The following is a 13,677-nucleotide window of genomic DNA, read 5'->3' on the forward strand; positions in this document are numbered from 1 at the left end:
GTTTGGCGCGGCGTTCATGACCGCCGCGGGATTTAGGAATACCCTTTATGGACGACCAGACCAATAAAAAGCCGGCGGCGCAAAAAGCCACTGTCTCGGTCGAGGCAAGCAGCCTCGCCGACCAGGTGGCGACCATCAGGCAGGGGCTCAAGTCCTCACCGGTGCGCCGGCAGCTTGCCTGGGTCTCGATTGGGATCGTCGCGGTCATCGTCGCAACGTCGATCGGCCAGGTTCTGCTCAACCGCTGGAACCAGCCCTTCTACGATGCGCTGGCGCGGCGCGACATGGCGGACTTCCTGGACCAGCTTCTCGTCTTCGCGATGATCGCTGGCGGGCTTCTGGTGCTCAATATCGGCCAGACCTGGCTCAACCAGATGATCCGTCTGCGGTTGCGCGAGGCGCTGACGCTCGACCTCATCGATCAATGGATGCGTCCGGCGCGAGCCTTCCGGCTCGCCAATGCCGGCGCCATCGGCGTCAATCCCGACCAGCGCATGCAGCAGGACGCCGCCCATTTGTCGGACCTGTCGACCGATCTCGGCGTCGGCCTGTTGCAGTCCTTCATCCTGCTCGTCTCCTTCATCGGGGTGCTGTGGGAGCTGTCCTCGGGCTTCGTCTTCCACATCGGCGGCTATTCATTGGCGATACCGGGCTACATGGTGTGGGCGGCGTTCCTCTACGCCGGCATAGCCTCCTGGCTAAGCTGGCTGGTCGGGCGTCCGCTGATCAGCCTCAACAGCGAGCGCTATACCCGCGAAGCGGAGCTGCGCTCCTCGATGGTAAGGGTCAACGAGAATGTCGACGCCATCGCGCTCTACCATGGCGAGCCCGATGCCCGGCGCCGGCTCGAGCTTGACCTGGGCACGGTGCTGGTCGCCATGCGGCGCATCTTTACCGCGCAGATCAATCTGTCCTGGGTGACCGACACCTATGGCTGGATAACGGTGGTTGCGCCCATCCTGGTGGCTTCGCCGGTCTATTTTTCCGGGGACATCTCGTTCGGCGGGCTGATGATGGCGGTCGGCGCCTTCAACCAGGTCCATTCGTCGCTGCGCTGGTTCATCAACAATATCGGCAGCATCGCCGACTGGCGCGCGACGCTGATGCGCGTGGCGGACTTCCGCATCGCGCTTACCGAAACCGACGCGCTGCATGGTACCGAAAAACGCATCCAGTTCGGTGAAAACGCCAATGGCCTACTGACGTTCGACAAGCTTCAGGTGTCCTCGCCGGAAGGCTGCACCAAGCTTGCCGAGGCGGAGGTCGAAATCCATGCCGGCGAGCGCGTCATGATCACCGGCGAGCCGGGCGCCGGCAAGACATTGTTCTTCCGCGCCATTGCCGGCCTGTGGCCATGGGGAAGCGGGCGGATCGGCTTGCCGGCCGGCGAGGCTCCGATCTTTGTGCCGCGCGTGCCGTATTTCCCGGCAGGCCCCTTGCGCGAGGTTCTCGATCATCCGTACGGGAAGGACCCAGCCAGCGATGCCGAAATAGCGGCGGTGCTTGCCGAGGTTGGTCTTGATCGGCTGTCTGTCGATCTGGACCATCCCGGGCGATGGGAGCGCGAGCTCAGCGATGACGAACAGCGGGCGCTGGCCTTTGCCAGGCTGGCCTTGCGCAAACCGAACTGGGTGATCATCGACGAAGCCCTGGATGCGTTCGACGGCCCCACGCTGCGGCGGGTGCTGGCGATGATGGAAAAGCGCCTGCCGGGGACCGCCATCCTCAACATCGGACGCGGCCTGCACAACACCCAGTTCTTCCCGCGCGCGCTGAGCATCGTGAAGGATACCGGGGCTCAGGCCTTGAAGCCGGCCCGCGTCCGCGCCGGAGCAATCGAGCCACCACCCATTCTTGCCCGCCGCAAGAAGAAGTAGCTTTATTTTCGCCGCGATCGCCGGGAAGATTCGCTGGGTCGTCCGAGGCTGCCATGCTTGCGAAACTTGGCCTGCTTGCCTGCCTTGCCTGCGCCGCGGCGGTGCCGATGCCAGCGCCAGGCGACGGCTCGGCGATGGATGTCGAACTCGTGCTTGCCGTCGACATCTCACAGTCGATGGATGAGGAGGAGTTCGCGCTGCAGCGCGCCGGCTATGTCGAGGCGCTGCGCCATCCCGACTTCATCAATGCCGTGCGCTCGGGTCGAAATGGCCGCATCGCGCTCGCTTATTTCGAATGGGCGGGCGTGGTGCGCGACGACGGGGTCATCGCCTGGCAGATCATCGATGGGGAGGCCAGCGCCAACGCTTTTGCCGACAGGCTAGAAGCGCGGCCGTTCCGCAGCTTCCGCGGCACCTCGATTTCAGGCGCCCTCGGCTTCGGCGCCGGGCTCCTGGAGAGAACCGGCTTTTCGGCGCCGCGCCGCGTCATCGACATATCGGGCGACGGACCCAACAATATCGGGCTGCCCGTCGCCGAGATCCGCGATGCCACCATCGCCAAGGGTATCGTCATCAACGGCCTGCCCATACTCATCAGGCCGTCGCCGAGCGTCAGCCGCCTCGACCGCTATTACGCCGACTGCGTGACCGGAGGTGCCGGTTCCTTCGTGCTGCCAATCTACGCGGCGTCCGAATTCTCGACAGCCATCCGCCGTAAACTCATCCAGGAGGTGAGCGGCCTCACCGACGCCAGGCCTATGCACATCGCCGATACGGCACCCGTCGATTGTCTGCTGGGCGAGCGCCTTCGGCGGCGGTTCTCAGATCCCTATTTTCCGGAACTCGACAGATAGTGCGTTTCACCGTTTCACGGAAACGGTTAAACGCACTATCTCCTTGTTTTTACGCAATTCCGGACGGAAGGTTACGGCGAAGGGCCGAACTTAACCGCTCACACTTTTCCTGGAATTGCTCTAGCAGTCCGTCTCAAGCCGCGCGGGCGCCGTATTTGGCGCGGAACTCGTCATAGCAGTCGCGGCGCCAGCGCCGGCCGACGACATAACCACGCAGCAGTTGCGGCAGCGAATAGCCGAGCGCCTTGGACGAGCGGTTGGCGAGATAGCCGGAAAATGCTTGGTGCAGCCGGCCCCTCAAGATATCGGCGATGATCTGGCGCGCGATCATGTAAGGCGGAACATCGGGATAGCGGTCGGCGATATAGGGGTGCTTGTCGATCAGATTGGCATAGGCCTCGACATAGCCGTCGCGGCGGCCGGAGATCGAATTCTCCGAATTGTACTTCTTCCAGTCGATGTCCTCGGACAGCAGAGCACCGCCGCGCCGGGCAAAGCGCAGCAGCAATTCGCGGTCCTGCATGCGCGTGATGTCGCTATCGTAGCCGCCGATCGCGAGCAGCGATTCGTGCCTGGCGGTAATCGCCGAGCCGGCAATGAAGATGGTCTGCGAGACCAGGGCGCGCTGCAGCTTGCTCTTGTCGAGAAAGGCGCCGCGATTGATGCATTTGGTGCTGCGGCTCCCCTTCAGCGACAGGAACGAACTGATCAGCACCTCCAGCGAAGGATTCTCGTCGAAGTGCGCCAGCGTCCGCTCCAGCCGGTCCGGCAGATAGACATCGTCCGAATCGAGGAAAGTCACCACCGGCGCCCGGGCGCGCTCAATACCCGCATTGCGCGCGGCATTGGCGCCGCGCCATTTGGCGCCGACATAGATGAGCCTGGGGTCGCGGATTTCAGCAAGCGCGGCGGCTGTTCCGTCCGTCGAGCCATCGTCGACCACAATGTGCTCGAAGCGGGTAAGCGTCTGCGCCAGAACGCTTTCCACCGCGCGCACGACCTGGCTGCGCCGATTGTGCGTCGGCGTGATCACTGTAATCAGCGGAACGTCTTCGCTCGACATCGGGCCGCCACTGCCGGTCGGTTCTGATGTTTGTCGGATGGGTCTGACGACTATGTTCTTGTCCCACCTCTGAATTGTGGCCGACGCTACAAAAAAGCCATCTTTCTGTCACGTCGCGCTCACCACGGAATGCCGATATTGGCGGCTTTTCCGCAGCATTGCGGCTTGATGGCAACACAATTGGCTTTCCGGTTTGGGCAGACAGGTCCGCTCGCCCGGGCCAAAGGGCGAGAGCCGTGCGCTGGTCGAGTACCTCCGTAGGAGGTCAGGCCCTCTTCAACAAAAACACCGCCTGCTGGCCGAAGAAATTCCAGAACCACCAGGGCATCGACAGGCCGATCTTCTGGCCGTTGGCGTCGAGCGCGGTCGCCTTCTCGACCGTCGCGCCGAGCTCCTCGCACAGGTTGACGAAATCGCGGATGGTGCAGAAGTGGATGTTGGGCGTGTCGTACCAGGAGTAGGGCAGGTCCTTGGTGACCGGCATCCTGCCCTTGATCAACAGCGAGAAGCGCACGCGCCAGTGGCCGAAATTGGGGAAGGAGACGATGGCGCGGTTGCCGATCCTGAGCAGTTCATCGAGCACCACCTTCGGGTTGCGCGTCGCCTGCAGCGTCTGCGACAGCACGACGAAGTCGAAGCCCTTGTCGGCGTAGAATTTCAGATCCGTGTCGGCGTCGCCCTGGATGACCGATAGCCCGCGCGCCACGCATTCGTTGACGCCGCGCTGCGACAGTTCCAGCCCGCGGCCGTCGACCTGCTTGGTCTCCTGCAGCAGTTCCAGAAGCACACCGTCACCCGAACCGACATCGAGCACGCGCGACTTGGCTGGGATGAGGTCGGTGACGACTTCGAGGTCGACACGCTGGGCGCGGTTGACGCTCATAGGCTGAGCCCCCTTGCGCGTGCTGCCGAACCGATGAAGCCGTTGATAGCCGCGAACAGCTCCGGCTCGTCGAGCAGGAAGGCGTCGTGGCCGCGATCTGTCTCGATCTCGACGAAGGAGACGGAAGCGCCCGCTGCGTTCAAGGCGTGCACGATCGAGCGGCTCTCCTCGGTCGGGAACAGCCAGTCGCTGGTGAAGGAGACCAGGCAAAAGCGCGTCCTTGTGCCGGCGAAGGCGTCGGCGAGGCGTCCGCCGTGATCGGCGGCAAGGTCGAAATAGTCCATCGCGCGGGTCAGATAGAGATAGGAATTGGCGTCGAAGCGGTCGACGAAGGTCATGCCCTGGTGGCGCAGATAGCTCTCGATCTGGAAATCGGCGTCGAAGCCGAAGGTGAGCGCCTCGCGGTCCTGCAGATTGCGGCCGAACTTGCGGTGGAGCGCCGCTTCCGAAAGATAGGTGATGTGGGCGGCCATGCGCGCGACGGCGAGCCCCTTTTCCGGGCGCTTGCCAAACTCGATATATTTGCCGCCATGCCAGTCCGGGTCGGCCATGACCGCTTGCCGTCCGACCTCGTGGAAGGCGATGTTCTGTGAGGAATGGCGGGCGCCGGTGGCGATCGGCAGGGCCGAGAAGACCCGCTCCGGATAGCTCGCCGCCCATTCCAGCACCTGCATGCCGCCCATCGAGCCGCCAAGCACGCAAAACAGCTTTTCGATGCCGAAATGGTCCACAAGCATCGCCTGCGCGCGCACCATGTCGCGTATGGTGATGATCGGCAGGTCGAGGCCGTAGGGCTTGCCGGTCGCAGGATTGGTCGAGGCAGGTCCGGTCGAGCCGAGGCAGCCGCCGATGACGTTTGCGCAGATGACGAAGAAGCGGTTGGTGTCGATGATCTTGCCGGGGCCGATCAGCACCTCCCACCAGCCCGGCTTGCCGGTCACCGGATTGGTGTTGGCGACGTGCTGGTCGCCGGTCAGCGCATGGCAGACGAGGATGGCGTTGGAGCGCGCGTCGTTCAGCGTGCCATAGGTCTGGTAGGCGATCTGGAAAGGCGAAAGCAAGGTGCCGGCATCGAGCTTCAGCGGCATGTCGGAGCCGAATTGCAGCACCGGGCTCGACGGATGGTCGGCCTCGTCGTTGGTTCTTGCAGCGCGCTGAGCGGCCATGTCCGTCCCCATCCTGTCCCGCATCTGACCCGTCGCGATGCGGTGTCCGGCCAGCGGCGGACAACAAAAAACCGGCTTGCCGTCGCAAAGCCGGTTACAGGTTGCAAACGGCCCTTTAGCGAGTTGTTTAACGTGGCTGCAAGCCGACCGGCCAAATCACCACGAAGTTCATAGCTCTTCTACGTCTGCGTTATGCGAACGTCAACGGCGGCGTTCCGGTGAGCCTATCTTGCGTAATTTACGTAGGTTACGCATATTGCGTGACAGATGCCGGTTCGATCTGTTTCACCCACTTCACCGGTTCTTTTTATCGGATGGAGGCAGATATGCCACGCAACACCGCGGTTCCGGCGAGTGACTTCGCCCGAAATTTTGCGAAATATCAGGACGAAGCCATCGCCAAGAAGGTCATCAACGTGACCAGTCATGGCCGGATTGTCGGAGCGTATCTCTCTGCCGCCGAGTTCGCGCACTACGAATTGCTGAAGCGCCGGGAGCGCGAAATCCTGATCGTGGGCGACCTCGATGAGGATACGATCGCCTCCATCGAAGCTGCCGAATATGGCGTGGAACCGAAGTGACGCTGCCGGTTCCAAAGCCAGGTCTTGTCATTCGCTATAGTTTTCTTTGGAGTACCGAACATGACCGTGGCGGTATCGAAGGTACGAAGGATCGCCCCTGCGCGATCGTTGTCGCTACGCCACGCGATACGGATGGTCACATCCACACCATAGTCGCACCGATTACCCATAGCCCGCCACCGGACAATTCCGCGTCGATCGAGATTCCGCCGGCAGTATGCCGGGCCCTTGACCTCGATGGCGGCCGGCATTGGCTGCGCCTTGATGAATTGAACCGGTTCCTTTGGCCCGGCTTCGATGTTCGGCCGCGTTCCGACGGCAGTTACGCTTATGGAATGCTGCCGCCGGCTTTGTTCGAGCAACTGCGCCGAGGGATTTTGCAGCTTCAGCAGACGCGCAAGACCCGGGTTGTCAATCGCGACGATTAACGCCGTGCCCGGCTGAAGCGCGGCGCCGAAACAGATCCGGGCCACGCGCTTCAAGCCCTTGTTTTAATGCGTGTCGTTGTCCCAGGAACCGCCGCACACTTCTCGGCGATATGCAGTAGACCTCTCGACATTGCCGGTCACGGCTTGTATTTCCGCTGCGGCCTTTAAAGGCCCTCTCGATGGATTTGTGACATGAAGCAGGATCAGCCCCGTCCGACGCCCCGCGCGGGGATCATGGACATCGAGGCCTATGTGCCGGGAAAAAGCACCGCCCCGGCCGGCGTGACGAAAGTCTACAAGCTGTCGTCGAACGAAAACCCGCTCGGGCCCTCGCCGAAGGCGATCGAGGCCGCGCGCGAGGTGGCGGCGAAGCTCGACGTCTATCCCGACGGCACGGCGCGGCGGCTGCGCGAGGCGATCGCCGAGGTGCATGGGCTGAACCCGGCGAACATCATCTGCTCCAACGGCTCGGACGAGATCCTGGGGCTCTTGGCGCAGACCTACCTCGCGCCGGGCGACGAGGCAGTATTCACCGAACACGCTTTCATGGTCTACAAGATCTACATCCAGGCGGCGGGCGCCAAGCCAGTCGCGGTGAAGGAAACCGACGAGCGCGCCGATGTCGATGCGATCCTCGCCGCGGTCACGCCTGCGACGCGGATCGTGTTCCTCGCCAATCCGAACAATCCGACCGGCACCTACGTGCCGTTTCAGGAGGTGCGCCGGCTGCACGCGGCATTGCCCAAGAACGTGCTCCTGGTGCTCGACGCGGCCTATGCCGAATATGTCCGGCGCAACGACTACGAAGCCGGCATCGAGCTTGCCGGCAGCTCGGAGAACGTGGTGATGACGCGCACCTTCTCCAAGCTCGGCCTTGGCGGCGCGCGCATCGGCTGGATGTACGGGCCGGCGCATATCGTCGATGCGATCAACCGCATCCGCGGCCCCTTCAACGTCAACGCCACCGCGATCGAGGCCGGCATCGCCGCCATCCGCGACCGCGCCCATATCGAGCGCAGCGCGGCGCATAACGAGAAATGGCTGGCCTGGCTCAGCGCGGAGCTGACCGAGCTCGGCCTGCGCGTCACGCCCAGCGTCGGCAATTTCGTGCTGATCCATTTCCCCGACGACAAGAAACATTCGGCGGCGGCCGCGGACGATTACCTGAGCGCGCGCGGCTATATCCTGCGCCGCGTCACCGGCTACGGTTTTCCTAACGCGCTGCGCATGAGCGTCGGCACCGAGGAAGCCAATCGCGGCGTCATCGATGCGCTCAAGACCTTCCTGAAAAGCTAGAACGCCATGACATCACTGATGTTCGAGAAAATAGCACTGGTCGGCATCGGCCTGATCGGCTCGTCGCTCGCCCGCGTCATCCGCCGTGAAGGCCTGGCGCGTCATATCGCCATCGCGACGCGCAGCGCCTCGACGCTGAAGCGGGCCGAGGAGTTGGGCCTTGGCGATTCCTACACGACGGATGCCAAGGAAGCGGTGCGTGATGCGGACCTCGTCATCGTCTCGGTGCCGGTCGGTTCATCCGGCGAGGTCGCGGCCGAGATCGCGCCGGCGCTGAAGAAAGGCGTCATCCTCACCGATGTCGGCTCGACCAAGGCTTCCGTCATCGCGCAGATTGAGCCGCATGTGCCGGAGGGCGTGCATTTCATCCCCGGACATCCGCTGGCGGGCACGGAAAAGTCCGGGCCCGATGCCGGTTTTGCCGATCTCTTCGAGAACCGCTGGTGCATCTTCACGCCGCTGCCGGGCACCGATCCCGCCGCGCTCGAGACGCTTTCGGAATTCTGGCGCCGCTGCGGCTCCAACATCGACACGATGGACCCGCAGCATCACGACATGACGCTCGCGATCGTTTCGCATCTGCCGCATATCATCGCCTACAACATCGTCGGCACGGCGGATGATCTGGAAGCGGTGACCAAGAGCGAAGTCATCAAATATTCCGCTTCCGGTTTTCGCGATTTCACCCGCCTCGCCGCCTCCGACCCGACCATGTGGCGGGACGTGTGCCTGCACAACAAGGACGCGATCCTGGAGATGCTGGCGCGCTTCTCGGAGGATCTCGCCTCGCTGCAGCGGGCGATCCGCTGGGGCGACGGTGAGAAGCTGTTCGACCTCTTCACCCGCACGCGCGCCATCCGCCGCTCGATCATCGAGGCAGGGCAGGACATCGATGTGCCGGATTTCGGCCGGCAGGCCGTCGAACACCCCAAAGGGAACTGATATTCAGGTGAGGCCGGCCTGCAAATGACGGCTTTCTGCGCTTCCGGTGCTCACGTACGAAAAGTACGCTGCGCTCCGGTTCTAGGGACCCCACCCAGTTTGGTCGCTTCGCGCCCGTCTTCGACTCCGACTCGGCCTGACCTGAATCTCAGCTCCCTTCGCCTTCTCGCGATGACGACCAGTGCGCCGCCATCATGGCCAGCGTCTCGGCCCTGTTTGGCGCGCCGAGGCGGCCGCCGAAGCGCAGGCATTTGAGCGCGGCGGCGGCGCTGGCAAAGCGCAGGGCCTCTTCCATCGGCATGGCCTCGGCGAGGCCGACGGCAAAGGCGCCGTGGAAGACGTCGCCGGCGGCAAGCGTGTCGACCGCCTTGACCTTCGGTGCCTCGACATGGCGCACGCGTCCGGTCGCCCGGTCGTGCCACCAGGTTCCAGCGGCGCCGCCGGTCACCGCGACGAAGGCATCGGTGCGCGAGGCGAGGTCGGCGCAGGCGCTTTCAGGGTCCAGCGCATGGCCGCAGACGATGCGCGCCGCAGGCTCCGAGGCGATGATGTGCGAGGCCAATGGCAAGAGCCGCTCCAGCACCTCGACGGGTGCTGTATCTGCATCCAGGATCGCCGGGCGGCCGGTCGATCTGGCCGCGCTCAAAGCGAGAGCCGCGGCGCCTGGCCAGCGGACATCCACCAGCACGGCATCGAAGCTGGAAAGATCGGCGAGCGGCAACGCTTCGGGATCGACCTGCGCCTTTTTGTCATAGAAGGGGACGATGATGCGCTCGCCATGCGCGTCGACCAGGATGGCGGCCAGCGCCGAACGCGCGCCGGGAACGCGGCGGATCAGGCTGCAGTCGACGCCTTCGGCCTCGATGTCGGCGATCAACTGGTCGCCGACCGGATCGTCGCCCGCGCTTGCCCAAAGCGAGACCTCGGCGCCGAGGCGATGCGCCGCGCAGGCGGCGCTCGTCGCCATGCCGGAGGCGATCTGGACGCCGTCGCTGGCTATGAACTTGCCCTGATGCGCTGGCAGCGTCTCGACGCGGAGAATGGTGTCGAGGGTGAAGGCGCCGACGCTGAGCAGTCTGACCGTTTTTGCCATCGTCGTGCTATTCGAGCGGCTTGATCTTGCCGAGCGGGATGAAGCCGAGCGAGGCCTTGCCCTTGACGATCTTCAGCGGCATCGATGGTTCTTTTCCGAGCATCGCCAGGGCGGCAAAACCCTGCTCGATTTCGCTTTTGTGCTCGGGAATCGCGCTGGCAAGGATAGCCGCCACCGCCTTGGGATCCTTGACCTTGATCATCAGGCTTGCGTCGACCAGGCCTTCCGCGTCGACGGAGACAGGTCCGGACACGGTGATGCGCGCCGTGCCGGACGACAGGTCGAGACTGGCGATCTGGATCGACTGGCCGCGCAGGCTCTTCGGGAGTGCCACGATCAACGCCACGCCGTTCTTCAGCGTTATGTCGCCGCTGCCGTCCAGCGCCGGCAGCACGCGTCCGTCGATGGCGTCCGCGTTGATCTCCAGATCGCCGAAGCTGCCGACATAGTTGATGTCCTGGCCGGCCGGCTGCAATTGCCCGGCAGCCTTGCCGGCGCTGAACAACTGCATTGGATCGGTGTCATCCTGCGGATCGGTCTGACCGTTCAGGCCTTCAGCCTGCAGCGATACACTGCGCGGCAGCGGCCACCAAACTTTGACATTGGCCTGCAGCTGGTCCCAGTCGATCCAGAGCGGCGGCATGCCGGGCGCCATCGTCCGCAGCGGCCCGCGCAGGTCGGCGACCGGCGACAAAGGCCCGGTGATCCCGGCGACGGCATTGAAGCTTCCGGTGGAGGCGGCGACCTTCCGGGCGTCGTCCTCATAGGCGATGTTGTCGCAGGAGACCGTGAAGCTCATCGGATAGCCGCTGACGGTGAGGTTGGCGCAGCCGGCGGCGATGCCCTTGCTGCCCAGCCGCGCCACCGCCTGGTCGGCCTCGGTCTTGAGCCTGTCGGCGAGATAGAACCAGCCAGCGCTGTAGATGGCGAACAGCAAGACAAGAAATGCGGCAAGCCACAACAGCCGGCGGCGAGGTTTGGGCGGTCGCTCGTCACTTGACGTCATGCTGCTGCTCTCGTTACCCCGGCGCACCGGCATTCACTCTCACGCAAACAAGCGGGGGACAGAAGAAGCACCTTGTCGGTGCGGCGTCGTTCACTCGAATGCGATCAGGCTTGGCGATATGGGCGATTTTTGGGTTTTTGGCTACGGGTCGCTGATCTGGCGGCCTGGATTTGCCCATGTCGAGACGCGTCGCGCCCGGCTTTACGGCTATCGCCGCTCGCTTTGCGTCTATTCCTTCGTGCATCGTGGCACGCGCGGGCGGCCCGGCCTTGTGCTCGGTCTCGACCGAGGCGGCTCCTGCATCGGCCTGGCTTTTCGTGTCCCCGGCAATCTGCGCGACGAGGTGCTTTCCTATCTGCGCGAGCGTGAACTGGTGACCAGCGTCTATCTCGAACGCACGCTGGATATCCGGCTGAATGGCGGCGATTCGGTTGAGGCGGTCGCCTACATCGTCGACCGGCAGCATGAGCAATATGCCGGCGCGCTCGATGCCGATCACGCGGCAAGGATCGTTCGCGGCGCCGTCGGCCAATCCGGGCGGAACGAGGACTATGTCTTGAGCACGCTCGAGCATCTCGAGGCGCTCGGCATCCGCGATCACTGGCTGGAGGAGGTGGGCCGCCAGGTCGCCCCTTCGTGAGGAGCTTTTTGTTTACGCAATTCCGGACGCAAGGCTACGGCGAAGCCGCCGAGCCTGACCGCGCCGCACTTTTGCTGGAATTGCCCTGGTCCGATCAAAAAGCAAAACCACGCCTTTGACCTCGGCCGACCACGACCTAGCTTAGCGGCATCCCATCCCTGGGCGTCAGGCCCGTTCCAGCACGGAGATCCGTCTTGCAGAAACGTCGTCTCGGTCGCACCGACCTTTCCATCGCGCCCCTGGTTCTGGGCGGCAACGTCTTCGGCTGGACCGCCGACGAGAAGACTTCCTTCGATCTGCTCGACCGGTTCGTCGGAGCGGGCCTGAACGCTATCGATACGGCCGATGCCTATTCGCGCTGGGTGCCCGGCAACAAGGGCGGCGAATCGGAAACCATCATGGGCAATTGGATGAAAAGCCGCGGCAATCGCGACAAGGTGGTCGTCATCACCAAGGTCGGTTCCGACATGGGCCAGGGCAAGAAGGACCTCTCCGCCGCCTATATCGAAAAGGCGGTCGACGCGTCGCTGAAGCGGCTGCAGGTCGATGTCATCGACCTCTATCTGTCGCATTGGCCTGATCCGGCCACGCCTTACGAAGAAACGCTCGGCGCCTATCAGCGCCTGCTCGAAAAGGGCAAGATCCGCTATCCCGGCTGCTCCAATCTCGATGCCGGCCAGTTGCGCGCGGCGCTCGACGTGGCCAGCCTGCGCAGCCTGCCGCGTTACGAGGTGCTGCAGCCTGAATACAATTTGTACGACCGCTCGTCGCTCGATGGGCCGCTGCTCGACCTCTGCAAGGCCGAGGATCTCGGCGTCATCACCTATTTCAGCCTGGCCAAGGGATTCTTGAGCGGCAAATACCGCAGCAAGGCCGATCTCGGGCAGAGCGCGCGCGGCGAGGGCGTGGCCGGCTACCTCAACGAGCGCGGCATGCGCATCCTTTCCGCGCTCGATGCCGTGGCGGAGCGCCATTCGGCCAAGCAGGCGGAAGTGGCGCTGGCCTGGATCATCGCACGGCCGGGCATCACCGCGCCGATCGCCAGCGCCACCACGCCGGCTCAGATGGACAGCCTGATCCGCGCCGCATCGCTCAAGCTTTCGGCGGATGATGTCGGAGCGCTCGACAGCGCCAGCGCCTGACATGATCGCCGCGCACGATCGTCCAAGACGGCGATGACAAAACCTTCGTAAATCCTGTCGTATGGCGGCAGGAGGAGGTTTGGCATGGCTGGCGGCATCTTGAGCGGAGCGCTGCCCTGGCAGCAATTGCTGGCGCTGGTCCTGGCGGCAACCGTCGTCATGGGCAGCCCAGGGCCATCGACCGTCAGCGTCACCGCCGTCGGCGCGGCGTTCGGCCTGCGGTCCTCGCTGGGTTACGCGTCTGGGCTTGTGCTCGGAACGATCACCGTGCTTCTGGTCGTGGCCGCCGGGATTGTTGGCATGCTCGCCTCGATTCCTGGGCTGGCGACGCTGCTCGCGATCCTTTCCGCCGCCTACATCCTTTATCTCGCCTTCAAAATAGCGACCGCGCCGCCACTGGCCGAGCGCGGGAGCACGGCGACGAAGCCCGATTTCCTCGGCGGCTTCATGCTCGCCGTCGCCAACCCGAAGGCCTATGTGGCGATTGCCGCGGTTTTCGCCGGCGCCGCGTCGCAGGCCGATCCGCTCGGCGTTTCCGCCAGGCTGCTGGTGCTTGCCGCGATGATCGTCGCCATCCACGTCGTGTGGCTGCTGGCAGGAACGGCTTTCGCGCGCTTCCTGCGCCATCCGCTGGCGTCGCGGATCATCAATCTGGTGTTTGCCGCAACGCTGGTGCTGACGACGCTGCTCGCGGCGCTGCGGTAGC

Annotated in this window: 14 protein-coding genes and 1 riboswitch; of the genes, 9 read left to right on the forward strand and 5 right to left on the reverse strand. The window is 63.9% G+C overall.

Annotation, left to right across the window (positions count from 1 at the left end; all coding sequences use genetic code 11):
• Positions 1 to 47 precede the first annotated feature (47 nt).
• Positions 48 to 1,877 carry an ABC transporter ATP-binding protein/permease gene (locus tag EN852_RS21895; protein WP_127876962.1) on the forward strand — a complete coding sequence of 610 codons (1,830 nt, stop codon included), beginning with the start codon at positions 48 to 50 and terminating at the stop codon, positions 1,875 to 1,877.
• Positions 1,878 to 1,930: 53 nt separating this feature from the next.
• Positions 1,931 to 2,731 carry a DUF1194 domain-containing protein gene (locus tag EN852_RS21900; RefSeq protein WP_127876964.1) on the forward strand — a complete coding sequence of 267 codons (801 nt, stop codon included), beginning with the start codon at positions 1,931 to 1,933 and terminating at the stop codon, positions 2,729 to 2,731.
• 133 nt (positions 2,732 to 2,864) lie between these two features.
• On the opposite strand, the gene EN852_RS21905 is transcribed toward EN852_RS21900, so the two are convergent.
• From EN852_RS21905 to EN852_RS21915, 3 genes are all read right to left on the reverse strand, one after another.
• Positions 2,865 to 3,794: a glycosyltransferase family A protein gene (locus tag EN852_RS21905; protein WP_127876966.1), complete on the reverse strand. Its 930-nt coding sequence runs from the start codon at positions 3,792 to 3,794 to the stop codon at positions 2,865 to 2,867.
• Positions 3,795 to 4,059: 265 nt separating this feature from the next.
• Entirely contained in the window at positions 4,060 to 4,677 is a 618-nt protein-coding gene (gene metW, locus EN852_RS21910; RefSeq protein WP_127876968.1) for a methionine biosynthesis protein MetW, read from the reverse strand.
• Positions 4,674 to 5,843 carry a homoserine O-acetyltransferase gene (locus tag EN852_RS21915; RefSeq protein ID WP_127876970.1) on the reverse strand — a complete coding sequence of 390 codons (1,170 nt, stop codon included), beginning with the start codon at positions 5,841 to 5,843 and terminating at the stop codon, positions 4,674 to 4,676. The genes metW and EN852_RS21915 overlap by 4 nt, the downstream gene beginning before the upstream one ends.
• 95 nt (positions 5,844 to 5,938) lie before the next feature.
• A riboswitch (SAM riboswitch) is annotated at positions 5,939 to 6,016 on the reverse strand.
• A 153-nt stretch (positions 6,017 to 6,169) separates the two neighbouring features.
• Between EN852_RS21915 and EN852_RS21920 the strand changes: the two genes are divergently transcribed.
• The 4 genes from EN852_RS21920 (at position 6,170) to EN852_RS21935 (ending at position 9,090) form a co-directional block, all read left to right on the forward strand.
• On the forward strand, positions 6,170 to 6,424 hold the full coding sequence (locus tag EN852_RS21920) for a hypothetical protein (protein ID WP_127876972.1): 255 nt from the start codon (positions 6,170 to 6,172) through the stop codon (positions 6,422 to 6,424).
• Positions 6,421 to 6,852, forward strand: coding sequence for a hypothetical protein (locus tag EN852_RS21925; protein ID WP_127876974.1), 432 nt, complete (start codon positions 6,421 to 6,423; stop codon positions 6,850 to 6,852). Before EN852_RS21920 ends, EN852_RS21925 begins: the two co-directional genes overlap by 4 nt.
• Before the next feature lie 192 nt (positions 6,853 to 7,044).
• A complete protein-coding gene (hisC, locus tag EN852_RS21930; RefSeq protein ID WP_127865755.1) occupies positions 7,045 to 8,148 on the forward strand; it encodes a histidinol-phosphate transaminase in 1,104 nt (367 codons plus the stop codon).
• 6 nt (positions 8,149 to 8,154) lie between these two features.
• On the forward strand, positions 8,155 to 9,090 hold the full coding sequence (locus EN852_RS21935) for a prephenate/arogenate dehydrogenase family protein (RefSeq protein WP_189546097.1): 936 nt from the start codon (positions 8,155 to 8,157) through the stop codon (positions 9,088 to 9,090).
• 148 nt (positions 9,091 to 9,238) lie between these two features.
• On the opposite strand, the gene EN852_RS21940 is transcribed toward EN852_RS21935, so the two are convergent.
• Together EN852_RS21940 and EN852_RS21945 are read right to left on the reverse strand one after the other, a co-directional pair.
• Positions 9,239 to 10,183, reverse strand: coding sequence for a sugar kinase (locus EN852_RS21940; protein WP_127876978.1), 945 nt, complete (start codon positions 10,181 to 10,183; stop codon positions 9,239 to 9,241).
• A 7-nt stretch (positions 10,184 to 10,190) separates the two neighbouring features.
• Complete coding sequence (locus EN852_RS21945) at positions 10,191 to 11,189, reverse strand: DUF2125 domain-containing protein (protein WP_127876980.1); 999 nt, start codon at positions 11,187 to 11,189, stop codon at positions 10,191 to 10,193.
• 118 nt (positions 11,190 to 11,307) lie between these two features.
• Here EN852_RS21945 and EN852_RS21950 point away from each other — a divergent pair, with 118 nt between their 5' ends.
• From EN852_RS21950 to EN852_RS21960, 3 genes are all read left to right on the forward strand, one after another.
• A complete protein-coding gene (locus EN852_RS21950) occupies positions 11,308 to 11,829 on the forward strand; it encodes a gamma-glutamylcyclotransferase (protein WP_127876982.1) in 522 nt (173 codons plus the stop codon).
• Positions 11,830 to 12,023: 194 nt separating this feature from the next.
• Positions 12,024 to 12,971: an aldo/keto reductase gene (locus EN852_RS21955; RefSeq protein WP_127876984.1), complete on the forward strand. Its 948-nt coding sequence runs from the start codon at positions 12,024 to 12,026 to the stop codon at positions 12,969 to 12,971.
• An 84-nt stretch (positions 12,972 to 13,055) separates the two neighbouring features.
• Complete coding sequence (locus tag EN852_RS21960; RefSeq protein WP_127876986.1) at positions 13,056 to 13,676, forward strand: LysE family transporter; 621 nt, start codon at positions 13,056 to 13,058, stop codon at positions 13,674 to 13,676.
• Position 13,677 lies beyond the last annotated feature (1 nt).

Source organism: Mesorhizobium sp. M2E.F.Ca.ET.209.01.1.1 (genome assembly GCF_004010375.2).
Lineage (GTDB): Bacteria > Pseudomonadota > Alphaproteobacteria > Rhizobiales > Rhizobiaceae > Mesorhizobium.

Bases quoted from the DNA above. Each gene is read 5' to 3' on its own strand.
- EN852_RS21940 (WP_127876978.1), bottom strand. From the start codon at position 10,183: ATGGCAAAAACGGTCAGACTGCTCAGCGTCGGCGCCTTCACCCTCGAC.
- EN852_RS21900 (WP_127876964.1), top strand. From the start codon at position 1,931: ATGCTTGCGAAACTTGGCCTGCTTGCCTGCCTTGCCTGCGCCGCGGCG.
- EN852_RS21905 (WP_127876966.1), bottom strand. From the start codon at position 3,794: ATGTCGAGCGAAGACGTTCCGCTGATTACAGTGATCACGCCGACGCAC.
- EN852_RS21915 (WP_127876970.1), bottom strand. From the start codon at position 5,843: ATGGCCGCTCAGCGCGCTGCAAGAACCAACGACGAGGCCGACCATCCG.
- EN852_RS21945 (WP_127876980.1), bottom strand. From the start codon at position 11,189: ATGACGTCAAGTGACGAGCGACCGCCCAAACCTCGCCGCCGGCTGTTG.
- EN852_RS21950 (WP_127876982.1), top strand. From the start codon at position 11,308: ATGGGCGATTTTTGGGTTTTTGGCTACGGGTCGCTGATCTGGCGGCCT.
- hisC (WP_127865755.1), top strand. From the start codon at position 7,045: ATGAAGCAGGATCAGCCCCGTCCGACGCCCCGCGCGGGGATCATGGAC.
- metW (WP_127876968.1), bottom strand. From the start codon at position 4,677: ATGAGCGTCAACCGCGCCCAGCGTGTCGACCTCGAAGTCGTCACCGAC.
- EN852_RS21935 (WP_189546097.1), top strand. From the start codon at position 8,155: ATGACATCACTGATGTTCGAGAAAATAGCACTGGTCGGCATCGGCCTG.
- EN852_RS21920 (WP_127876972.1), top strand. From the start codon at position 6,170: ATGCCACGCAACACCGCGGTTCCGGCGAGTGACTTCGCCCGAAATTTT.
- EN852_RS21960 (WP_127876986.1), top strand. From the start codon at position 13,056: ATGGCTGGCGGCATCTTGAGCGGAGCGCTGCCCTGGCAGCAATTGCTG.
- EN852_RS21895 (WP_127876962.1), top strand. From the start codon at position 48: ATGGACGACCAGACCAATAAAAAGCCGGCGGCGCAAAAAGCCACTGTC.